This is a genomic window from Aeromicrobium sp. Root344, from assembly GCF_001425755.1.
In the GTDB taxonomy this organism is placed as follows: Bacteria; Actinomycetota; Actinomycetes; order Propionibacteriales; family Nocardioidaceae; genus Aeromicrobium.
In genome coordinates, this window is the sequence record NZ_LMDH01000001.1 from 2,287,223 (window position 1) to 2,309,251 (window position 22,029).

At 68.8% G+C, this 22,029-nt stretch carries 23 protein-coding genes and 1 riboswitch; of the genes, 21 read left to right on the forward strand and 2 right to left on the reverse strand.

Annotation, left to right across the window (positions count from 1 at the left end; all coding sequences use genetic code 11):
- Nucleotides 1-26 precede the first annotated feature (26 nt).
- The 13 genes from ASC61_RS11175 to groL all read left to right on the forward strand — a co-directional run bounded on the left by ASC61_RS11175 (nt 27) and on the right by groL (nt 10,415).
- A complete protein-coding gene (locus ASC61_RS11175) occupies nt 27-323 on the forward strand; it encodes a DUF3263 domain-containing protein (RefSeq protein ID WP_056211900.1) in 297 nt (98 codons plus the stop codon).
- A gap of 8 nt (nt 324-331) precedes the next feature.
- Complete coding sequence (locus ASC61_RS19405) at nt 332-898, forward strand: LytR C-terminal domain-containing protein (RefSeq protein WP_082530837.1); 567 nt, start codon at nt 332-334, stop codon at nt 896-898.
- Complete coding sequence (gene otsB, locus ASC61_RS11180) at nt 864-1,655, forward strand: trehalose-phosphatase (RefSeq protein WP_056211901.1); 792 nt, start codon at nt 864-866, stop codon at nt 1,653-1,655. Before ASC61_RS19405 ends, otsB begins: the two co-directional genes overlap by 35 nt.
- Nucleotides 1,645-2,094 carry a hypothetical protein gene (locus tag ASC61_RS11185; RefSeq protein ID WP_056211903.1) on the forward strand — a complete coding sequence of 150 codons (450 nt, stop codon included), beginning with the start codon at nt 1,645-1,647 and terminating at the stop codon, nt 2,092-2,094. The genes otsB and ASC61_RS11185 overlap by 11 nt, the downstream gene beginning before the upstream one ends.
- Before the next feature lie 227 nt (nt 2,095-2,321).
- Nucleotides 2,322-2,434: riboswitch (SAM riboswitch) on the forward strand.
- A gap of 9 nt (nt 2,435-2,443) precedes the next feature.
- On the forward strand, nt 2,444-3,715 hold the full coding sequence (gene thrC / locus ASC61_RS11190) for a threonine synthase (protein WP_056211905.1): 1,272 nt from the start codon (nt 2,444-2,446) through the stop codon (nt 3,713-3,715).
- A gap of 25 nt (nt 3,716-3,740) precedes the next feature.
- On the forward strand, nt 3,741-4,019 hold the full coding sequence (locus ASC61_RS11195; RefSeq protein ID WP_056211907.1) for a MoaD/ThiS family protein: 279 nt from the start codon (nt 3,741-3,743) through the stop codon (nt 4,017-4,019).
- A gap of 82 nt (nt 4,020-4,101) precedes the next feature.
- Nucleotides 4,102-4,302 (forward strand): cold-shock protein, encoded by a 201-nt coding sequence (locus tag ASC61_RS11200; protein ID WP_056211909.1) that lies wholly within the window; start codon nt 4,102-4,104, stop codon nt 4,300-4,302.
- A gap of 108 nt (nt 4,303-4,410) precedes the next feature.
- On the forward strand, nt 4,411-6,240 hold the full coding sequence (locus ASC61_RS11205; RefSeq protein ID WP_056211912.1) for a hypothetical protein: 1,830 nt from the start codon (nt 4,411-4,413) through the stop codon (nt 6,238-6,240).
- Nucleotides 6,237-6,425, forward strand: coding sequence for a hypothetical protein (locus ASC61_RS11210; protein WP_056211914.1), 189 nt, complete (start codon nt 6,237-6,239; stop codon nt 6,423-6,425). The genes ASC61_RS11205 and ASC61_RS11210 overlap by 4 nt, the downstream gene beginning before the upstream one ends.
- Nucleotides 6,422-6,784 (forward strand): hypothetical protein, encoded by a 363-nt coding sequence (locus ASC61_RS11215; RefSeq protein WP_056211915.1) that lies wholly within the window; start codon nt 6,422-6,424, stop codon nt 6,782-6,784. The genes ASC61_RS11210 and ASC61_RS11215 overlap by 4 nt, the downstream gene beginning before the upstream one ends.
- Entirely contained in the window at nt 6,781-8,028 is a 1,248-nt protein-coding gene (locus ASC61_RS11220) for a hypothetical protein (protein WP_056211917.1), read from the forward strand. The genes ASC61_RS11215 and ASC61_RS11220 overlap by 4 nt, the downstream gene beginning before the upstream one ends.
- Before the next feature lie 22 nt (nt 8,029-8,050).
- Entirely contained in the window at nt 8,051-8,623 is a 573-nt protein-coding gene (locus ASC61_RS11225; RefSeq protein ID WP_056211918.1) for a dihydrofolate reductase family protein, read from the forward strand.
- A gap of 160 nt (nt 8,624-8,783) precedes the next feature.
- Entirely contained in the window at nt 8,784-10,415 is a 1,632-nt protein-coding gene (groL, locus tag ASC61_RS11230) for a chaperonin GroEL (RefSeq protein WP_056211920.1), read from the forward strand.
- A gap of 104 nt (nt 10,416-10,519) precedes the next feature.
- On the opposite strand, the gene helR is transcribed toward groL, so the two are convergent.
- Nucleotides 10,520-12,664 carry an RNA polymerase recycling motor ATPase HelR gene (gene helR, locus ASC61_RS11235; protein ID WP_235503540.1) on the reverse strand — a complete coding sequence of 715 codons (2,145 nt, stop codon included), beginning with the start codon at nt 12,662-12,664 and terminating at the stop codon, nt 10,520-10,522.
- Nucleotides 12,665-12,808: 144 nt separating this feature from the next.
- Nucleotides 12,809-13,663, reverse strand: a complete 855-nt coding sequence (kynA, locus tag ASC61_RS11240) for a tryptophan 2,3-dioxygenase (RefSeq protein WP_056211923.1) — start codon at nt 13,661-13,663, stop codon at nt 12,809-12,811.
- A 52-nt stretch (nt 13,664-13,715) separates the two neighbouring features.
- On the opposite strand from kynA, the gene ASC61_RS11245 reads away from it, so the two are divergent.
- The 8 genes from ASC61_RS11245 to ASC61_RS11280 all read left to right on the forward strand — a co-directional run bounded on the left by ASC61_RS11245 (nt 13,716) and on the right by ASC61_RS11280 (nt 21,992).
- Nucleotides 13,716-14,633 (forward strand): ATP-binding cassette domain-containing protein, encoded by a 918-nt coding sequence (locus tag ASC61_RS11245; RefSeq protein ID WP_200935442.1) that lies wholly within the window; start codon nt 13,716-13,718, stop codon nt 14,631-14,633.
- A complete protein-coding gene (locus ASC61_RS11250) occupies nt 14,630-15,448 on the forward strand; it encodes an ABC transporter permease (RefSeq protein WP_056211925.1) in 819 nt (272 codons plus the stop codon). Before ASC61_RS11245 ends, ASC61_RS11250 begins: the two co-directional genes overlap by 4 nt.
- 40 nt (nt 15,449-15,488) lie before the next feature.
- Nucleotides 15,489-16,769: a GAF domain-containing protein gene (locus ASC61_RS11255; RefSeq protein WP_056211927.1), complete on the forward strand. Its 1,281-nt coding sequence runs from the start codon at nt 15,489-15,491 to the stop codon at nt 16,767-16,769.
- A 71-nt stretch (nt 16,770-16,840) separates the two neighbouring features.
- Nucleotides 16,841-18,364: an acetaldehyde dehydrogenase ExaC gene (gene exaC / locus ASC61_RS11260; protein ID WP_056211929.1), complete on the forward strand. Its 1,524-nt coding sequence runs from the start codon at nt 16,841-16,843 to the stop codon at nt 18,362-18,364.
- Nucleotides 18,365-18,389: 25 nt separating this feature from the next.
- Nucleotides 18,390-18,779 (forward strand): DUF779 domain-containing protein, encoded by a 390-nt coding sequence (locus tag ASC61_RS11265; protein WP_056211930.1) that lies wholly within the window; start codon nt 18,390-18,392, stop codon nt 18,777-18,779.
- Nucleotides 18,780-18,939: 160 nt separating this feature from the next.
- Nucleotides 18,940-20,535: an AMP-binding protein gene (locus ASC61_RS11270; RefSeq protein ID WP_056211932.1), complete on the forward strand. Its 1,596-nt coding sequence runs from the start codon at nt 18,940-18,942 to the stop codon at nt 20,533-20,535.
- A gap of 63 nt (nt 20,536-20,598) precedes the next feature.
- A complete protein-coding gene (locus tag ASC61_RS11275; protein ID WP_235503541.1) occupies nt 20,599-20,976 on the forward strand; it encodes a type II toxin-antitoxin system PemK/MazF family toxin in 378 nt (125 codons plus the stop codon).
- Nucleotides 20,973-21,992 (forward strand): YihY/virulence factor BrkB family protein, encoded by a 1,020-nt coding sequence (locus ASC61_RS11280; RefSeq protein WP_082530609.1) that lies wholly within the window; start codon nt 20,973-20,975, stop codon nt 21,990-21,992. The genes ASC61_RS11275 and ASC61_RS11280 overlap by 4 nt, the downstream gene beginning before the upstream one ends.
- Nucleotides 21,993-22,029 lie beyond the last annotated feature (37 nt).

Here is a 22,029-nt window from a genome sequence, read left to right on the forward strand (position 1 = left end):
GTGATTCGTGCCCTAGAATCAATGGCATGAGCGCCGTGGAGAAGTCGAACGCCGGAGCGCCGGCAGCCGCTGAATCGCTGTCGGAGCGCGACCGCGAGATCCTGGCGCTCGAGCGGCTGTGGTGGCAGTACGCGGGTGCCAAGGAGCAGGCGATCCGCGACAAGTTCGACATGTCGGCCACGCGTTACTACCAGGTGCTCAACGCCCTGATCGACCGTGAGGACGCACTCGCGTACGATCCACTCCTGGTCAAGCGTCTTCGCCGCCTGCGCGCCCAGCGCCAGCGCAGCCGTTCGGCCAGGCGTCTCGGCATCGACCTCTGAAGGTTCCCATGGACCACCGCAGGACCCCGACCGGCAAGGCATACGTACCCGCCAGCTGGTTCATCGTCCTGACGATCATGCTGTGCGTCGGCGCTGCGGGCTGGCTGGGATGGCTGTTCGTCGACGACGACCCGGAGACGGCGCCGACCACCGCCACGTCGGCCCCGCCGGCGACCAAGACGACACCGGCTCCCTCGCCGAGCGCAACCACCAAGACGACACCGTCGCCCACGCCGACCCAGACCACCGACCAGCCCGAGGCCGAGCGCACGACGCCGGTCGCGGTGCTCAACAACACCACGATCCAAGGGCTCGCTGCGACCTACTCCGCCAAGGTGCGCTCGGCGGGCTGGGCCACCGTGACGATCGGCAACTGGCGCGGGTCGATCGCCGGCAACACCGTCTACTTCCCGCCGCAGCTCGAGGAGCAGGCCAAGCTGCTCGCCGACGACCTCGACATCAGCCGGGTCCTGCCGAGCGTGGCGCCGATGCGGACCGACCGGCTGACGATCATCCTGTCCGGCCCGCAACAATGGGCGGATGCCCGCTCCCGTCCGCGCCGCCGTGATCGCTGATCCGGCCGGAACCCTGCTCGCCCTCGACTTCGACGGCACGCTGGCGCACATCGTCGACGACCCGACCCAGGCGTACGCCCATGAGCGTTCGGTCGCTGCGCTGGCCCGGCTCGGCCACGTCCTCGGCCAGGTCGCGATCATCACCGGGCGTCCCGTCCGGCAAGCGCTCGAGCTCGGTGGCTTCGACGGCGTCGCGGGCCTCGAGCGGCTCGTGATCTGGGGCCAGTACGGCGCCGAGCAGTGGGACGCGTCGACGGCCGAGACGGTCGAGCCGGAACGTCCCGAGCCGATCAGCCGCCTGGCCGACGAGCTGCCCGGCTGGCTCGAGTCGCGCGGCGCCGGCCACGTACGCATCGAGGACAAGGGACTTGCGATCGCGGTGCACACCCGCGGCATCGACCCGGGCCTGCTCGACGAGCTGGCCCAGCCGCTGGCGGACCTCGCCGGTGACCTCGGCCTCGCGGTCGAGCCCGGCCGCCAGGTCATCGAGCTGCGCGCCCCGGGCATCGACAAGGGCGACGCCGTACGTGCCCTGGCGTCACGCCTCGGTGCCCGCCAGGTGATCTTCGCCGGCGACGACCTCGGCGACCTGCCTGCGTTCGCGGCGGTCGAGCAGCTCCGTGAGAACGGCGTCGGCGGGCTGCTGATCTGCTCGGCGTCCGCGGAGCAGGACGCCCTGGTGGCTCACGCCGACGTCGTCCTCGACGGGCCCGACGCCGTCGCCGACTGGCTGGAGGAGCTCGCGGATGAGTTCTGATCCGGTGCTGCCGCACACGCGGTGGACTCGCGTGCGTACGGTGCTCAACTGGATCAACCTCAGCACGCCGCTCGGGCTGCTGATCGCACGGATCGGCGGTGCGACCATCACGCGGCGCGGGCGGGGCACCTACCTCGCGGGGGGCTACCGGTTCGGCTTCCCGGTCGCCAGCGCGTTCACGATCGGCAGCGTCATCACGAGCAAGCACGAGCTCGACTGGCTGCTCGAGCGGCCGGTGCTGCTGCAGCACGAGGACCGGCACTGCACGCAGTACGCGTTCGTCCTCGGCGTCGCGATGCTGCCGGTCTACTTCCTCTGTGTCGGCATCTCGTACGCGATCGCCGGCGACCACTCGTCGTACAACCCCTTCGAGCGTCTCGCCAACCTCGCCGACGGCAACTACCCGCCCCCGCGCACCCGCTTCTCCCGCAAGCACTGACCCGCCGCTGGGGTTGGCGGTTTACCAAGAGGGCAAGGGAAACTGCGCGATTGCTCCGACTCCGCACGGCAACCTGCCACTCCGCAAGGCGCGCGCACCCTGAGGAGTGGCGGTTTGCCCTGACCTCCTGGTAAACCGCCAACCCCGGGGTGACCGAGGGGCGAACAGGCGCCGTCCAGCATCCGGACCGAGTGGACACATCGTGAGACGCGCCCGTAGGCTGAAACCACTCATCACGAGGGGTACAGGGACACGGCCCTATGACGCCCCAGCAACCAGTCGCTCATCGACCAGGTGCTCAATCCGTCCCGGACGACAGTCGATCCGGGAAAGATGAAAGGTCACTTCTGTGAGTACATCCGCTCCAAGCCTCGCCGCACCCGCCCTCCGCGAAGGCGCCTTCGGCAACGCCGTCGAGCTCGTCTGCCGCGAGTGCGGCACGACGCGTGAGCTCGGCCCGCACTACGTGTGTGCCGAGTGTTTCGGCCCCCTGGAGATCCGGTACGACTTCCCGGCCATCACCCGCGAGCAGATCGCGGCCGGCCCCAACAACATCTGGCGCTACAAGGCACTGCTCCCCGTGCCCGACGACATCGAGCTCAGCCCCAACCTCGAGCCGGGCTTCACGCGACTCCTCAAGGCTGACAACCTCGCCGCCGAGCTGGGCCTCAAGAGCCTCTGGGTGAAGGACGACAGCACCAACCCGACCAACTCCTTCAAGGACCGCGTCGTCGCCTGCGCGCTGAGCGCCGCCCGCGAGTTCGGCAGCAAGGTGTTCGCCTGTCCCTCGACCGGCAACCTCGCCAATGCCGTCGCCGCCGCTGGTGCCCGCGCGGGCATCAAGACCGTCGTCTTCATCCCGAGCAACCTCGAGACGCCCAAGCAGGTCAACTCGGCGGTCTACACCGAGAACCTCGTCGCGGTCGACGGCAACTACGACGACGTCAACAAGCTCGCCTCCGAGATCGCCGGCGAGCAGGACGGCTGGGCGTTCGTCAACGTCAACGTCCGCCCGTTCTACGCCGAGGGCTCCAAGACGCTGGGCTACGAGATCGCCGAGCAGCTGGGCTGGCGCCTGCCCGACCAGATCGTCATCCCGGTCGCCTCCGGCTCGCAGCTGACCAAGGTGCACAAGTCGTTCAAGGAGCTCATCGCCCTCGGACTCGTGGAGGACAAGCCCTACAAGGTCTTCGGCGCCCAGGCCACCGGCTGCTCGCCGGTCTCGGAGGCGTTCCGCGAGGGCTGGGACGTCGTACGACCTGTCCGCCCCGACACGATCGCCAAGTCGCTCGCGATCGGCAACCCCGCCGACGGCGCGTACGTCCTCGACATCTGCCGTGAGACCGGCGGCGCGATCGCCGACATCTCCGACGACGAGGTCCGCGACGCGATCGTCCTGCTGGCGCGCACCGAGGGCATCTTCACCGAGACGGCCGGCGGCACGACCGTCGGCGTCCTCAAGAAGCTCGTCGAGACCGGTCAGCTCGATCCCGAGCTCGAGACGGTCGTGATCAACACCGGCCACGGCCTCAAGACGCTCGACGCGGTCACCGAGCTGGTCGGCCCCGCAGCCACCATCGCCCCGACGTACGAGGCCTTCGTCGCCGCCGGCATCGCCTGAGTCCAGAGAACACCCAAGGAGCACTGTGAGCATCAACGTACGCATCCCGACGATCCTGCGCACCTACACGCAGGACCAGTCGCAGGTCACCGCCGAGGGCGAGACCCTGACCGAGGTCCTCGAGTCGCTCGAGGGCGCGTTCCCCGGCATCAAGGCGCGAGTCGTCGACGAGCAGGGCAAGCTGCGCCGCTTCGTCAACATCTACGTCGCCGAGGAGGACGTGCGCTTCGCCCAGGGCCTGGACACGCCGACCCCGGCCGGCACGCAGGTCTCGATAATCCCTGCCGTCGCCGGGGGTTGCTGAACTCGCGGCACAGCCTTGTAGGCTCTGCGCATGAAGGGGCTCCGGCAGGTGGGTTCCTCCAGAATCAGGTGGGAGTGGCGGCATGGTGCAAGGCACCGTCAAGTGGTTCAACGCTGACAAGGGCTACGGCTTCATCGAGGTCGAGGGCCAGGACGATGTCTTCGTCCATTGGTCCAAGATCGCGTCAGACGGTTACAAGACTCTCGAGGACGGCCAGAAGGTCGAGTTCGAGGTCGTCGACGGCCCCAAGGGTCGCGAGGCCCACGAGGTCATCGGGCACTGAGCCCGTGAACGGACCCGGTCCGGGGGGACCGGGTTTTTTCATGCCCGAAACACCTGCGTGACGTATGTGACACTTGCGATGTCACATACTCGCTGACATACTCCGAGTATGTTCATCTCTGCAGCCGACCCCGTCACCGCACCCGCCGGAGGCGCCGCGATCGGTCAGGTCATCGGCCTGTCGATCGCCGCGGGCATCGTCACGGCCATCCTGCTGGTCATCGCCTGGGCGCACCGCACGCACCGCATCGAGTGGATCCAGCGCGCGGGCGAGCGGCTCGGGGCGCGCACCGGCGAGCCCGGCTGGGCCGCGATCCCGACGCTGTTCGTCGCGAGCTCGCTGATCGTCGCGCTGCTCGGGTTCATGTGGGACGTCAGCCTGCACGCCGGCCGTGGCCGCGACGCCGGCCCGTTGGCCAACCCCGCGCACTACCTGATCCTCTACGGGCTCTTCGCGCTGTTCGTGGCCGGCATGTCAGCGGTCATCTACCCGCGCGACGGCGAGAAGCCCGGCATCGCCTCGGTCCGCATCACCCGCAACTGGTACGCCCCGGTCAGCGGCATCTTCATCGCCGCGTGTGGCCTGTACGCCCTGATCGGCTTCCCCCTCGACGACGTCTGGCACCGGATGTTCGGCCAGGACGTCACGCTCTGGGGACCGACCCACCTGATGCTGATCGGCGGCGCCGGGCTGTCCACCGCCGGCATCATCCTGCTGCACCGTGAGGCCGACTTCGCGCTGCGCCAGAACGGCAAGGAGATGCCGACCTGGATGCGGACCGCGACGCTGTCGATCAGCTTCGGCGCCCTGCTGATCGGGCTCTCGGTGTTCCAGGCCGAGTTCGACTTCGGCATCGCGCAGTTCCGCATGGTGTTCGCGCCGCTCATGATCGTGGCCGCCGCTGGCGTGACTCTCGTCGCCGCCCGCCTCTACGTCGGCCCGGGCGCCGCGATCGTCGCCGCGGTCTTCTTCCTGCTGATGCGCGGCATCATCTCGTTCATCGTCACCGACTTCTTCGGCGAGGCGCACCACGTGTTCCCGCTCTACCTCGGCAGCGCGGTGCTGATCGAGCTGCTGGCGTTCACCCAGCTGCGCCACAAACCCTTGTGGTTCGGCGCGATCGGCGGCCTCCTGATCGGCACGATCGGCCTGGTCATCGAGAAGTTCTGGAACGACCGCGTCTTCCAGTTCCCGTGGACCCAGGACATGTGGCTGGAGGGCCTGCTCATGGCCGTACCCGTCGCGATCGCGTCGGGCCTCTGCGGTGCACTGTTCGCACTCGGCCTGCAGGGCCGGCTCCCGGCAGCGAAGATCAGCCGGGCGATCATCACGGTCTCGGTGCTCGTCATCGCGGCAGCCGTCGCCAACGGCCTGCACGCGACGGTGCCCAAGAACGCCTCGGCGAGCTTCGCGCTGACCCAGGTCGGCACCACCGAGCACCCCGAGGTCACCGCCAAGATCACGGTCAAGCCCGCCGACCTCATCGACGACCACCCGACGTGGGTCCAGATCACGGCGTGGCAGGGCGGTGGCGCCGGCGTCGTGACGGATCGCCTGCGGCGTACGGGCGACAACACGTGGGAGTCGACCAAGCCCGTGCCGGTCGGCGGCAACTGGAAGACCCTGCTGCGCGTCCAGGACGGACGTACGCTCGCCGCCGTGCCGATCTTCATGCCGGCCGATGCGCCGCTGAGGGTCAAGGAGGTTCCCGCCTCTGCCGAGTTCACCCGCAAGTTCGTGCCGGAGATCGACATCCTCCAGCGCGAGCGCAAGGGTGACACGTCGCCCTGGCTGTGGGGTGCGGCCAACATGGTCGTGCTGCTGTGCAGCCTCGCGATCATCATCGGCATCTCGGTGTCCGTCGCCCGCGTGGCGCGCCGCATCGAGGAGCACGAGGCCGACTCGTCGGGAGACCGTACGCCTACCCTGACGTCATGACGCCGGGCGGAGACCAGATCCTTGCGCACCACGCTGCCCTGCTGGCGATCCCGGCCATCGTCCCGGCCCTCGTGGTCGTGGGCGTGATCCTCTACATCGCCCGCAAGGACCGGCGTGACGAGCGCGAGGAGCGCGAGATCATCGAGCGGGCCTTCGAGCCCGACGACGACAAGGAGAACCCGTGAGGATCGCTGCAGCGCTGCTGGCCTGTGCCCTCGTCCTGACCGGCTGCGGCGGCAGCTCCGACGGCTCCGACGGCGGCACGAGCGCCAAGGATGCCGTGACCGTCGACATCGTCATCAAGGACGGCAAGGTCACGCCTCAGGGCAAGCGGGTCAAGGTCGAGGCCGGCCGGTCCGTGACGCTGCACATCACCTCGGACGCTGACGAGGAGATCCACGTGCACTCCGACCCCGAGCACGAGTACGAGGTCAAGCCCGGTGACGATGTCACCGAGTCGTTCACGCTCAAGACCCCCGGCCAGGTCGCGGTCGAGGCGCACCACCTCGACGTCACGATCGTGCAGCTCGTCGTCGAGCCGTGATCGCCACCGGGCTCCAGGCCCATGGTCTCGGTGGGTCGACCGACCTGCCGATCCCGTTCCTGTACGCGATGGTCGGCGCCTCGTGGGCGCTGACGATCTCGTTCGCTGTGCTGGCGCTGGCGTGGAAGGAGCCGCAGTTCGCGGCCGAGCCCGACCCCGGTGATCTGCCGCCGCGGCGCCCGTGGCTCGCCGTGGTCGGCCTGCTGCTCACGGCGTGGTTGCTGGTCGCGCTCTACGCCGGCCCGTCCACCGCCGGCAACGGTGGCCTCGGCGGCTTCTACATCTTCGTCTGGGTCGGTCTGGTGCCGCTCGCCTTGGTCGCCGGCCACGTGTGGCGCGACCTCTCGCCGTGGCGCACGATCCAGTCGTTGCTGGGCCCGGGCCGGTGGACGTACCCGAAGCGGCTCGGCTACTGGCCGGCCGTCGCGGGGTTGTTCGCGTTCGTCTGGCTCGAGCTGGCCTCGCCCGACCCGGGCTCGATCCACGCCGTACGCGTGTGGGTCGCGGTCTACGTCGTGGTCACGATCGCCGGCGGCATCGCGTTCGGACCGCGCTGGTACGACCGCGCGGACCCCTTCGACGTCTACAGCGCGATCGTCGCGAAGCTCTCGCCGTTCGTCCGTGACGGCCGCTGGCGCCTGCACAACCCGCTCCGCTCCCTGCCCGGCGTGCCGGTCGACGCCGGCCTCGTCGCGGTGCTGGCGACGCTGCTGGGCTCCACGGCGTACGACAGCTTCTCGGCCTCCTCGTTCTGGCAGGGCAAGACCTTGTCGACGTGGCAGCACTCCCTGACCCTGCTGGGCTTCTGCACGGTCGTCGCCGTGCTGTTCGTCGCGGCGGCTCGAGCGACAGGCGGGGTCAGCGCGGGGGAGCGCCGGCTGCTGCCGGGCCGGCTCGCGCACTCGCTGGTCCCGATCGTGGTGGGCTACATCTTCGCCCACTACCTGACGTACCTCGTCGAGAAGGGGCAGGCGGTGTTCCTCGCCCTGCTCGACCCGCTGGGCCGCGGCTGGCACCCGCTGGGTGATCACGACACGGCGTACGTGCTGTCGCAGCACACCTCGACCCTCGCAGCCCTCAAGGTCACGTTCGTGGTTGCCGGCCACGTGCTCGCTGTGGTCGCGGCGCACGACAAAGCGCTGGCGCTGCTGCCCAAGGGCCACCGGCTGAGCGGGCAGGTCGCGATGCTGCTGCTGATGGTGGCCTACACGTTCACCGGGCTGTTCCTGCTGTTCTCTGTCTGACCCCGTGGGTAGCGTCGCGCGCATGGCGACGATCTACTACACCGCAACGACCCTGGACGGGTTCCTCGCGACCCCCGACAACTCCCTCGACTGGCTCTTCGCGGTGCCCGGTGCTGACGACGCCGAGTCGGGCATCGATGACCACTTCCTGCCTCGCATCGGGGCACTCGCGATGGGCTCCACGACGTACGAGTGGGTGCTCGAGCACGAGCAGATGCTGGACCACCCCGAGAAGTGGCGGGAGTGGTACGCCGAGCGTCCCACGTGGATCTTCACGCACCGCGACCTGCCACTGATCCCGGGTGCGGACCTGCGGCTGACCCACGACGACGTCCGCAGCGTCCACGCCGAGATGACGGCAGCCGCGGGCGAGCGCGACGTGTGGCTGATGGGCGGCGGTGACCTCGTGGGCCAGTTCGACGATGCCGGGCTGCTCGACCGCGTCACGGTCACGATCGCACCGGTGACGCTCGGTGCCGGAGCGCCGCTGTTGCCTCGCGACATCCGTTCGGACCGGCTGACCCTCAACTCGGTGTCGCAGGTCGGCCAGTTCGCCGAGCTCTCCTACGACGTCCGACCCAATCCGTCCACCTGATTGCGCGGCGTTGATTAGCACTCGTATGATGAGAGTGCTAACCGGATCAGACCGATGAGGTTGTGGGCCGCGGCGAGAAGGGTTCGCCGCACGCCGCAGCCGTCCGTCGCGGGCATCGCCTGGTCATCCACGTCGACAACCAAGTCGGAGAAACGTACACATGGCAAAAACCATTGCTTTCAACGAGGAAGCGCGGCGCGGCCTCGAGCGCGGGATGAACCAGCTCGCCGACGCCGTCAAGGTCACGCTCGGCCCCAAGGGTCGCAACGTGGTCCTGGAGAAGAAGTGGGGAGCCCCCACGATCACCAACGACGGTGTGAGCATCGCCAAGGAGATCGAGCTCGAGGACCCCTACGAGAAGATCGGCGCCGAGCTCGTCAAGGAGGTCGCCAAGAAGACCGACGACGTCGCCGGTGACGGCACCACGACCGCTACCGTCCTCGCCCAGGCCCTCGTCCGCGAAGGTCTGCGCAACGTCGCGGCCGGCGCCAACCCGATGGGCCTCAAGAAGGGCATCGAGGCCGCCGTCGAGGCCATCAGCTCGCAGCTGCTGGGCATGGCCAAGGACGTCGAGACCAAGGAGCAGATCGCTTCGACCGCCTCGATCTCCGCTGCTGACACCACGGTCGGCGAGATCATCGCCGAGGCCATGGACAAGGTCGGCAAGGAAGGCGTCATCACGGTCGAGGAGTCGAACACGTTCGGCCTCGACCTGGAGCTCACCGAGGGCATGCGGTTCGACAAGGGTCACCTGTCGGGCTACTTCGTCACCGACGCCGAGCGCCAGGAGACCGTCCTCGAGGATCCCTACATCCTCATCGTCAACTCCAAGATCAGCTCCGTGAAGGACATGGTCCCGGTCCTCGAGAAGGTCATGCAGGCCGGCAAGCCGCTGGTCATCATCGCCGAGGACGTCGAGGGCGAGGCTCTCGCGACGCTGGTCGTCAACAAGATGCGCGGCACCTTCAAGTCCGTCGCCATCAAGGCGCCCGGCTTCGGTGACCGCCGCAAGGCCATGCTGGCCGACATCGCGATCCTCACGGGTGGCGAGGTCATCAGCGAGGAAGTCGGACTCAGCCTCGAGACCGCCGACCTGACGCTGCTCGGCACGGCCCGCAAGGTCGTCACGACCAAGGACGAGACCACGATCGTCGAGGGCGGTGGCTCCGACGAGCAGATCCAGGGTCGCGTCAACCAGATCAAGGCCGAGATCGAGAACAGCGACTCGGACTACGACCGCGAGAAGCTCCAGGAGCGTCTCGCCAAGCTCGCCGGCGGCGTGGCCGTCATCAAGGTGGGTGCGGCGACCGAGGTCGAGCTCAAGGAGCGCAAGCACCGCATCGAGGACGCCGTCCGCAACGCCAAGGCGGCCGTCGAAGAGGGCATCGTCGCCGGTGGTGGCGTCGCACTCGTGCAGGCCACTGCTGCGGTCTTCGAGAAGCTCGAGCTCACGGGTGACGAGGCCACCGGCGCGAACATCGTTCGCACCGCGGCGTCCGCCCCGCTCAAGCAGATCGCGATCAACGCCGGCCTCGAAGGTGGCGTCGTCGCCGAGAAGGTTGCCGGGCTCGAGTCGGGTTGGGGCCTCAACGCCGCGACCGGCGAGTACGTCGACCTGATCGCTGCCGGCATCATCGACCCGGCCAAGGTCACGCGCTCGGCGCTGCAGAACGCAGCCTCGATCGCGGCACTGTTCCTCACCACCGAGGCCGTCGTCGCCGACAAGCCGGAGCCTGCTCCGGCCGGCGGAGGCGCCCCCGACATGGGTGACATGGGCGGCATGGGGTTCTAGTCACCTAGCTAGGTCACGTCGCCTCGCGACGTGCCCCAGGTGAAAGAACGTCCAAGACAAGACGAAGGCCCTCACCGCTCTGCGGTGGGGGCCTTCGTCATGCCTCAGGTCAGGACCACGAGCTCCTGGGTCGCGCGGGTCATCGCGACGTAGCGGTCGACCGCGCCCTCGACGCCGTCGCCGAACGTCTGGGGATCGAGCAGGACGACCAGGTCGAACTCGAGTCCCTTCGACAGCTCGGGGGACAGTGAGCGTACGCGTCGACGCTCCTCGACCTCGTCGGTGCTGATGACGCAGGCGATGCCTTCGGCGTTCGCCGCGAGCCAGGCGTCGAGGACCCGGTCCAGCTCGGAGAGGGCGCCGTGCGTGACGGGGATGCCGCTGCGGCGGATCGACGTCGGCACGTTGGCGTCGGGCAGGGCCGCCCGGATGACCGGCTCGGCCTCGGCCATGACCTCCTCCGGCGTGCGGTAGTTGATGCTCAGCGCCTGCACCGTGACCTGGTCGAGTCCGGCCCGCGCGAGGCGTTCCGGCCAGGTCTCGGCAAACCCGTGGCGCGCCTGCGCGCGATCACCCACGACGGTGAAGCTGCGCGACGGGCAGCGCAGCAGCAGCATCTGCCACTCCGCGTCGGTCAGCTCCTGGGCCTCGTCGACCACGACGTGCGCGAACGGGCCGGTGAGCTCGTCGGGCTCCGGGGTCGGCAGGGCCGAGGTGTCGACCAGCGTCTCCTGCAGGTCCTCGTGGCGCAGCATCGTGACGAGCCCCTCGCCGTACTCGTCACCGTCGGCTGACGAGGCGATCAGGTCGTCGATGACCCGGCCCATCTGCTCACGCTCAGCGGCGACGGCTGCCACCCGTCGACGCTTGTGACGGGACGCCTCGACGTCGCCCAGCCGTTGGCGTGCCGCGTCGAGCAAGGGCAGGTCGGAGACGGTCCACGCCTGAGGATCCGCGCGCTGCAGCAGCGTGACCTCGTCGGGACTGAGCCACGGGGCGCACATACGCAGGTATGCCGGCACGGACCAGAGGTCGCCGACCAGGTCTGCGGCGTCGACCAAGGGCCAGGCGCGGCCGAACGCGTCAGCCAGCTCCTCGTTCTGGGTCAGTGACCTGCGCAGCAGCTCCGGCGAGACGTCGCCGTCGTCATCGTGCTTGTCGATCAGGATCGTCAGCAGCTCCTCCCAGACCTGGTCGCGCGCCTCGTTGTGCGGCGTGCCGGGCTCGGCCGCGCCGAACGCCTCTGCCCAGTCGGCGGTGCTGAGCCAGATCTCCGACCAGTCGGTCTCGACGGTCATCGGCTTGGTGGGTGGCTCCTCGTAGAGCCGGACCGCCGGCTCGATGGCGCGCACCATGTCGGCCGTCGACTTCAGGCGAACCACCTCGGGATCGGCCTCGGGGCGAGCCCCGGCGCCGTCCGGCACGAGGTCACGCAGGGTGCACGTCTGCACGCCCTCCTCGCCGAGGCTCGGCAGGACGTCGGCGACGTAGCTGAGGTAGGGCTGGTGCGGGCCGACGAACAGCACGTCGCCGCGGCGATGTCCCAGACGAGGGTCGGCATAGAGCAGGTACGCCGCGCGGTGCAGGGCGACGACGGTCTTGCCGGTGCCGGGCCCGCCGTCGACGACCAGGGTCCCGCGGGACCCGGCCCGGATGATCGCGTCCTGGTCCGCCTGGATCGTGCCGAGCACGTCGCGCATACGCGGTGAGCGGCTGCCGGCGAGGCTGGCGATGAACGCGGACTGGTCGTCGAGTGCCGCATGACCCTCCAGGCCGTCGGCGGTGAACACCTCGTCCCAGTAGTCGGTGATCCGGCCACGCGTCCAGCGGAACCTACGCCGGCTCGCCAGCCCCATCGGGTTGGCGTGGGTCGCGCCGAAGAACGGCTCGGCGGCGGGGGAGCGCCAGTCCAGCAGCAGGCGACGGCCGTCGTTGTCGGTGAGGCCGAGCCGGCCGACGTACGCCGGCTCGCCGTCGGCGCCGACGATGCGGCCGAGGCACAGGTCGAGGCCGAACCGTCGCAGGGTGCGCAGCCGGGCGGTGAGCCGGTGCACCTCCATGTCGCGGTCGAGGGCCTCCTGCCCGATGCCGCCGGGCGCCTTGCGCTCGGCATCGAGTCGTGCGGACAGCTCGGCGATCGACTGCTCGAGGGTGTCCTCGATCGCCGCGAAGTGCCGCTCGTCGGCGGCGATCAGTGCTGGATCTGCCTTGGTCGGGTGGTCGGTCAGGTTGAAGGCGCTTGCACGCAAGATGGTGGCTCCCCTGTCGGTCGGTGTGGCTCCGGCCGGCCATTCTGGAGCACCACGGGGGTCTTGCGGCAAGCCCCCTGGTCCGCTATAGATTGGTAGTAGAGGGGCGGTCCGCCCCTCTTTTTGCTGCCCTCGATCAGGCGCTCAGGGAGCGCCGATGTGCGTTCGCACATCCAGCAGCTCAGGGAAGAACGTGAGCTCGAGGGCCTTCTGCAGGAACGTCACGCCGGACGAGCCGCCGGTGCCGCGCTTGAACCCGATGATGCGCTCGACGGTCTTGAGGTGCCGGAACCGCCACAGCTGGAAGCTGCCCTCGACGTCGACGAGCTCCTCACACATCTCGTACGCCGCCCAGTACGCGTCCGGGTCGGCGTAGATGCGGCGCAGCACCTCGATCACGCCTGGATCGGCGACGTACGGCTGCGTGACGTCACGCTCGAGCACCGCGGTCGGCACCGCATGGCCCTGACGGGCGAGGAACCGCAGGAACTCGTCGTAGAGGCTCGGCGCCTCGAGGTCGGCCCGCAGCGCTGAACGCAGCGCCTCGTCGTGCTCGAAGACCTTGATCATCTGCGGATTCTTGTTGCCGAGCAGGAACTCGACGGTGCGGTACTGCGGCGACTGGAAGCCCGACGCCTTGCCGAGCGAGTCGCGGAACTGCGCGTACTCGATCGGCGTCAGGGTCTCCAGCACGGCCCACTGCTCGAACATCTGCCGCTGGATCGCCTTGACCCGCGCGAGGCGCTTGAGCGCGGGCGGCAGGTCGTCGGCGGCGATCAGGGCGATCGCGGACCGCAGCTCGTGGGTCAGCTGCTTGAGCCACAGCTCGGTGACCTGGTGCTGGATGATGAACAACATCTCGTCGTGATGGTCCGACACGGGGTGCTGCGCCGACAGCAGCGTCGGCAGCCGGAGATAGCTCGCGTACGTCATCTCGCCGCGCAGGTCGGTCGCGACCCCGTCCTCGATCGGCCTGAAGGACTCGTTGCTGTCACTCATACGTGCACGGTATGCCGTCGGTGGCTCGGTCCGGCGTGACAGGGTGGTGCTCATGGCACTGATCCAGGCGGTGGGACTCGGCAAGACGTACGGGTCCACGCGGGCCGTCAACGACCTGTCGTTCGAGGTGCATCCCGGCAGCGTCACGGGGTTCCTCGGCCCCAACGGATCCGGCAAGTCCACCACGATGCGGCTCATGCTGGGCCTCGACCGGGGCGACGGCGCCACGACGTACGACGGCCGGACCTTCGCCGAGCTCGACCACCCGATGCGGCACGTCGGCGCACTGCTCGAGGCCAAGCCGTTCCATCCGACCCGGCAGGCGCGCAACCACCTGCGGATGCTCGCGGCCGCCAACCGCATCCCCGACTCCCGCGTCGACCAGGTCATCGAGATGGTCGGGCTGTCGAGTGTCAGCAAGGGCAAGCCCAAGAAGTTCAGCCTCGGCATGGGCCAGCGTCTCGGCATCGCCGCAGCGCTGCTCGGCGACCCGGACACCTTGATCCTCGACGAGCCGAGCAACGGGCTCGACCCCCAGGGCATCACGTGGCTGCGTTCCCTGCTCAAACACCTGGCGGGGGAGGGGCGCTCGGTCTTCGTGTCGAGCCACCTCCTCCAGGAGATGGCGGTCCTGGCCGACGAGCTCGTGGTGATCGGCCGGGGCCAGATGCTGGCCAACGGTGCGGTCGCGGACTTCATCTCGCACAGTGGTCTGGGCACGGTCGAGGTGCGGACACCCGACGGGGCAGTCCTCGCCCCGGCGATCGAGGCGCTCGGCGCCGCGATCACCCGCGAGGGCGACAGCCTCGTGGTCAGCGGTGTCACGGCCGAGCAGATCGGAGAGGCGGCGCACTCCGCCGGGGCGAGGTTGCACCAGCTCGTGACGCGTCAGGCCACGCTGGAAGAGGCCTTCCTCGAGGCGACCGGCCTGTCCGAGGAGTTCCGCGGCTCGACGGGAGACGTCGCATGATCGACGCCCTCCGCTACGAGTACGTGCGACTGCGCACACTTCGCTCGACCTATTGGCTGATCGGCATCGCGATGACGTTCCAGCTGATCATGTCGGTCGTCCTGGCCGCGGTCATCTCGCAGTCGAGCTCGTTCGACGGAGGCAATGCCGCGTTCGACGTCATCGCGACGATCGGTGCCTCGAGCGGCTTCGCACCCCTGTTCATCGCGTACATCATCGGCCTGCTCGGGGTGTTCTCGACCGGCCACGAATATCGCCACGGGATGATCCGGGCCACCCTCACGGCGATCCCCAACCGCACGCACGTGTTCGCGGCCAAGGTCATCTCGACGGTCGTGATCTCGGCGGCGGCCGCCCTGCTGTGCATCCTCATCGCCCTGCTCAGCATCGTCGCGTTCGGGCTCGACCTCCCGACCGCCAAGGGCCTGGTCAACATGACGTCGGGCACGCTGATCTTCACAGCGCTCTTCTCGCTGTCGGGCCTGGCGTTCAGCGCCCTGACCCGCAACCAGACCGCTGCGGTCGCGCTGCTCATGCTGGTGCCCTCGGTCGTCGAACAGATCATCCGCGCGATCGTGATCGCCATCAAGAGCGCGTCGGACCACCCGAGCTCCGACGGCGGCATCATGAACATCCTCAAGTACCTCCCGTACGACGCCGGCGGCAAGCTCTACACGCGCGCGTCGCTGGACGACCTGTTGTCGTTCCTGGGCTTCATCCCGTTCGGCGCGGTGGGCGGCGGCATCGTCATGGCCGTCTTCGTCGGCGCGCTGCTGGCCGGCTCGTACGCGCTGTTCATCCGCCGCGACGCGTGAGTCCAGTGATCGTCGTCACACGGGGTCGTACACTCCGGGCATGGCCCGCCACGATCTCGCGATGCCGCCGGGTGCCGATCCGGCGGCTCTGTCGCGTCACCTCGAGGAGGCGCACGACCAGTTCGTGAGCACGGGCCAGGTCGATTCCGGCCTGCGCCAGCTGGTGTTCGAGTCGTGGCGGCGCAGTGTCGAGGGCGGGCTCGATCCCGAGCAGGCGCTCGCGGCCATCAGGCTCGACGAGGCGGCCCTCGCCGACATCCGTGACTCGCACCCGCTTGCGGCCGGGATGCCGGTGATCCGCCGTCTCCTCGTCGAGAGCGCCGCCGAGGCCGGCCTGCTCGTGGCGGTGAGCGATGCCGCAGGACAGCTGCTGTGGGTCGAGGGCGACTCGTCCCTGCGCACGCGTGCCGAGGACATGCACTTCCTGCCCGGGGCCGACTGGAGCGAGGCCAGCGTGGGCACCAACGCACCGGGCACCGCGCTTGCGCTCGACCGACCCGTCCAGATCTTCGGTGCCGAGCACCTGGCCCGGCAGGTCACCCCGTGGAGCTGCTCGGCGGCGCCCATCCACGATCCGGACACCGGCGCGATCCTCGGCGTGCTCGACCTGACCGGTGGCCCCGACGTCGCCACCGCGCAGAGCCTGACCCTCGTACGTGCGACGGTCGCGGCCGTCGAGGCCGAGCTGCGCATCGAGCGGCTCAGCCCGGCCCCGACAGCGACCGCGAGCAGCGGCTGGTCGATGCCGGCGCTCGAGGTGCTCGGGAGTCGTGGCGCGACGCTGCGCCACGGGTCCACGACGACGCGGCTGAGCCTGCGCCACAGCGAGATCATGCTGCTGCTCGCCGAGTCCCGCGACGGCATGACGACCGCTGAGCTGTCGGTCGCACTGAGCGACGACGAGCAGGCGCAGGTCACGATCCGAGCCGAGCTGTCGCGGCTGCGCGCGGTGCTGGGACCGATCGAGCTGTCGTCCCGGCCCTACCGGCTCGGCACCGCGATCGGCACCGACATCGACCGGGTGCGCGAGGACCTCGCTGCCGGGCGCGTGCGGAGCGCCGTCGCGCACTATCGCGGTCCGCTCCTGCCCGCTTCGACCGCGCCGGCCATCGAGCAGCTGCGCGACGAGATCCACATGTTCGTACGCTCGTGCCTGCTGAGCGCTGGCGATGCCGATGCGTTGCTCTCGTTCGCCGACACCGCGCACGGGCGCGACGACTTCGAGATCTGGCAGCGTGTCCTCCAGGTCCTGCCTCCCACGTCGCCCCGCCATGCGCAGGTCGCCGCACAGGTCGCGAAGCTCGACGCCGAGCTTGGCTGAGCCAGTCGCTGCAACGTTCGGGCAACGGTCGCGTGACTACGGTCACAGCAACCTCGACCTGAAGGAGCACCATGACCGTCTACGCGCAGCCCGGAGCCGAAGGAAGCGTCGTCACCTACAAGCCCCGCTACGACAACTGGATCGGCGGCGAGTACGTCGCACCGGTCAAGGGGCAGTACTTCGAGAACCCGTCACCGGTCAACGGCAAGGTGTTCTGCGAGGTGGCCCGTGGCACCGCCGAGGACATCGAGCTGGCGCTGGACGCCGCCCATGCCGCGGCACCGGCGTGGGGCAAGACGTCGGTGACCGAGCGGGCCAACATCCTCAACAAGATCGCGGACCGCATCGAGCAGAACCTCGAGATGCTCGCGGTCGGCGAGACGTGGGACAACGGCAAGCCGGTCCGCGAGACCCTCGCTGCCGACCTGCCGCTCGTGGTGGACCACTTCCGCTACTTCGCCGGGGCGATCCGCGCTCAGGAAGGCGCCCTCTCGCAGCTGGACGACAACACCGTGGCGTACCACTTCCACGAGCCGCTGGGCGTCGTCGGCCAGATCATCCCGTGGAACTTCCCGTTGCTGATGGCCACCTGGAAGCTCGCGCCGGCACTCGCCGCGGGCAACGCCGTGGTGCTCAAGCCGGCCGAGCAGACGCCGGCGTCGATCATGCTCCTGATGGAGCTCATCGCCGACCTCCTCCCGGCCGGCGTCATCAACGTGGTCAACGGCTTCGGGGTCGAGGCCGGCGCGCCGCTCGCCTCGAGCAGCCGCATCCGCAAGATCGCCTTCACCGGAGAGACCACGACCGGGCGCCTGATCGCGCAGTACGCCAGCCAGAACCTCATCCCGGCGACGCTGGAGCTGGGCGGCAAGAGTCCCAACATCTTCTTCGAGGACGTCGCCAGCAAGGACGACGCGTTCTACGACAAGGCACTCGAGGGCTTCGCGATGTTCGCGCTCAACCAGGGCGAGGTCTGCACCTGCCCGAGCCGTGGGCTGATCCAGAACTCGATCCTCGAGCAGTTCCTGCCGGCCGCGACGGACCGGGTCAAGCAGATCGTCCAGGGCAACCCGCTCGACGACGCCACGATGATCGGTGCGCAGGCCAGCAACGACCAGCTCGAGAAGATCCTGTCCTACTTCGACATCGGCGTGCAGGAGGGTGCCCGGATCATCACGGGCGGTGAGCGCGTCGATCTCGGCGGCGACCTGTCGGGCGGCTACTACGTGGCGCCGACGATCTTCCAGGGCCACAACAAGATGCGCATCTTCCAGGAGGAGATCTTCGGTCCGGTCGTGTCCGTCACGGGCTTCGAGGACTACGACGAGGCCATCGAGATCGCCAACGACACGTTGTACGGCCTCGGTGCCGGGGTCTGGTCGCGCGACACCCACACGGCGTACCGCGCCGGTCGGGACATCCAGGCCGGTCGCGTGTGGACCAACTGCTACCACCAGTACCCCGCGCACGCCGCGTTCGGTGGCTACAAGTCGTCAGGCATCGGGCGTGAGAACCACAAGATGATGCTCGACCACTACCAGCAGACCAAGAACCTGCTGGTGTCGTACGACCAGAACAAGCTCGGCTTCTTCTGATGGACCACGGGACGGGAGACCCGTCGTGACGGTGGAACGCGTCGCGATCACCCCGGAGGCTGCGGCCCTGCTCCGCAGCCTCCGGGCGTCCCACGCCATGCCGTTGATGTTCCACCAGTCCGGCGGCTGCTGCGACGGGTCGGCGCCGATGTGCTTCACGCAAGGCACGTTCCTGACCGGACCGCAGGACGTCCACCTCGGCGAGCTCGACTACGGCGGGCCCGAGCCGGCTCCGGTGTGGATCTCTCGCGAGCAGTTCGCCTACTGGTCGCACACGCACATCACGATCGATGTCGTGCCGGGCCGGGGAGCCGGGTTCTCGATCGAGGGCCCGACCGGCAACCGGTTCATCATCCGCTCGAGGATCTTCACCGAGGCGGAGACCGCCGAGCTGGCGACGTACGTCACGCCCTGAAACCGTAACTCGTTGTTACACTTCGCAGGTTCGACCCCGGCGCAGTAGCGTCAGAGGGGAACGCACCAAGGAGTTGCATGAGCGAGCGACAGCGAGCGAACAATCAGGCAGGGCTCATGCCGTCGCCTCCATATCGTGGGTTGTCTGAGGAGGCGGTGGCATGAGCGAGCTGGGCTACACGCTGAAGGTCTTCAGGCAGATCGGGATGTTGAAGCCGGTCCTGCCGCACCGGCTGATCGGTGCCGGGCTGCAGCTCGTCAAGTGGGGCCCGGGGCTGCCATCCGGTGTCAACGCCGCGGCCAAGCGTTTCCCCAACCAGCTCGCGATCATCGACGACGCCGGCCAGATCACCTGGACCGAGCTCGCCGAGCAGATCAACCAGTTCACCCAGGCCCTCAAGGACCGGGGCATCGAGGCGGGCGACTCCGTGGCGGTGCTGTCGCGCAACCACCGCTACATGATCATCGCGCTCATTGCGGTGATGCAGGCCGGCGGCCGGGTGCTGCTGCTCAACACGATGGCGAGCCGCTCGCAGCTCGGTGAGCTGGCCAAGCGCGAGGGCGCCAAGCTCGTGATCCTCGACCAGGAGTTCCTCGAGGTCGGCGCCGACGTCGAGGACGAGTCGATCATCCTGTGCTGGGCCGACGACGACGCCCCGGCGCGCTACCCGACGGTCGCCGGACTGCTGGCCGGTCAGCCGACCAAGGCGCACCCGAAGCCCGCCCGCCACGGCCAGATCATCATCTTCACCTCCGGCACCACGGGGCTGCCCAAGGGCGCCAAGCGCGAGGAGCCTGCGGATCTCAAGCCGCTCATCGCGTTCTTCGGCGCGATTCCCTATCGGGGCAACTCGACGGTGGTGCTCGCCGCCCCGCTGTTCCACTCGTGGGGCCTGATCAACTTCGGGTTCGGCCTGTCGACCGCGCCGACGTACGTCCTGCGCCGCCGGTTCTCCGCTGAGCAGGTGCTGCGCGACATCGACGAGCACAAGGCCAAGGTCCTGGTCGTCGTGCCGCTCATGATGCAGCGCCTCGTCGATGCCGACCCGGTCATGATCGAGAAGACCGATGTCTCGTCGCTCGAGGTCACCGCGAGCAGCGGCTCGGCGCTCGCCGGCGACCTCGCCAACCGGTTCATGGACCTGTTCACCGACTCGGTCTACAACTTCTACGGCGCGACGGAGACCGGCTGGGTCACGATCGCCAGCCCCAAGGACCTGCGCGAGGCACCCGGCACCGCAGGCAAGCCGCCGTTCCGTACGTTCGTCAAGATCCTCGACGCCGACGGCCGTGAGGTGCCGCAGGGGGAGACCGGCGTCATCCACGTCGGCAACGACATGCCGTTCGGCGGCTACACCGACGGCAACACCAAGGCGTTCGCCGACGGGCTCATGAACACCGGCGACCTCGGCTTCTTCGACGAGAACGGCCGGCTGTTCGTGTCGGGCCGCGACGACGACATGATCATCTCCGGCGGCGAGAACGTCTTCCCGCGCGAGCTCGAGGACGCCCTCATCGAGCACCCCGACATCTCCGACGTCGTGGTCACCGGCGTGGAGGACCCGGCATTTGGCCAGGCCCTCGCCGCGTACGTCGTGGTCAAGGACGGCGCGTCGCTCACCGAGCAGGACCTCGTGGCGTACGCCAAGGAGCACGTCGCCCGGTTCGCGGTGCCGCGCCGGACGATGTTCCTCGACGAGCTGCCCCGCAACCCCACCGGCAAGGTCATGAAGCGCGAGCTGCCCGAATTCGACTGACCCGCGCGGGCGTCCTGCGACGATCAGCGGGCTCTGCGGCGACCGCTGTGGCAGGCTGACCGCGTGGACATCGCGTACGACCCGCACCCGGACGGGCGGCCAGACCCGGGTGAGGTCGTGTGGACGTGGGTGCCCTACGAGGACGACCCGACGCAGGGCAAGGACCGCCCCGTCCTCATCGTGGCCCGCCAAGGAGACAGTCTTGTCGCGATCCCCATGACCTCGAAGGACCACGACCGCGATCTGACCCAGGAAGCCGCTGAGGGCCGCTACTGGTTCGACATCGGCGCGGGGCCGTGGGACCCCGCGGGCCGGCCCAGCGAGGTCCGGCTCAACCGGCTCCTGACGGTCGACCCTGCCGACGTACGCCGTGAAGGTGCGGTCCTCGACCAGGCGCGCTTCGACGCGGTCGCTGCGGCGCTGGAACCGTACGTGCCATGACCCCGCACATCGGCCCGGTCGACGCCTTCCAGCGCAAGCACCGGGTGGTCAGCTTCCCGATCGCGGTCGTCTACAAGTACTTCGACGACCAGGGCCCCTATCTCGCGGCGATCATCGCCTACTACGCGTTCATCGCGATCTTCCCGCTGCTGCTCCTGGGTTCGTCGATCCTCGGGTTCGTGCTGCAGGACAACGCCGACCTGCGAGACCGGCTGCTCGACTCGGCGCTCAGCCAGTTCCCCATCATCGGCACGCAGCTCGGCCGACCAGAGGGCATCAAGGGCAGCACGACGACGATCGTGATCGGCTCGATCGTGGCCCTCTACGGTGCCATGGGACTCGGCCAGGCGGTCCAGAACGCCGCCAACATCGCCTGGTCCGTGCCCCGCAACAGCCGGGCCAATCCCATCATCCTGCGCCTGCGCAGCATCCTGTTCCTGGCGATCAGCGGGGCCGGCATCCTCGCGCTGGCGATCGCGACGTCGGTCTTCGCCAATCCCGGTGCCGTCGGCGCCAACCTCGAGACGACCCTGCGATGGATCATCCGTCTGGTGGGCTTCGTCCTGACGATCGCGATCTTCGTCAGCGTCTACCGGCTGATCAGCCACGGGCGCGCAGGCTGGCGCTCGGTGCTGCCGGGCGCGGTGGTGACGGCGATGCTCTGGCAGGGCCTGCAGTGGATCGGCAACACGTACGTCCGCGAGGTCATCCTCAAGGCCGACGACAACCAGATGAACAAGACGTTCGCGCTGGTCCTCGGCCTGATCGCCTTCATCTTCATCGCCGCGATCATGGTGGTGCTCGGACTGGAGGTCAACGTCGTGCTGCGGCGGCACCTCTACCCGCGTGCGCTGCTGACCCCGTTCACCGACAACGTGATCCTGACCAAGGCCGACCAGAAGGCGTACGCGGCCTACGCCAAGTCACAGCGCCACAAGGGCTTCCAGTCCGTCGAGGTGACGTTCGAGGACCGGACCCCGAAGCCGCCCCCGCCCGAGCCGAAGCCGTCAGACTAGGCTGGACACAGCAGCAGAGCACCGACGACCAGAGGAC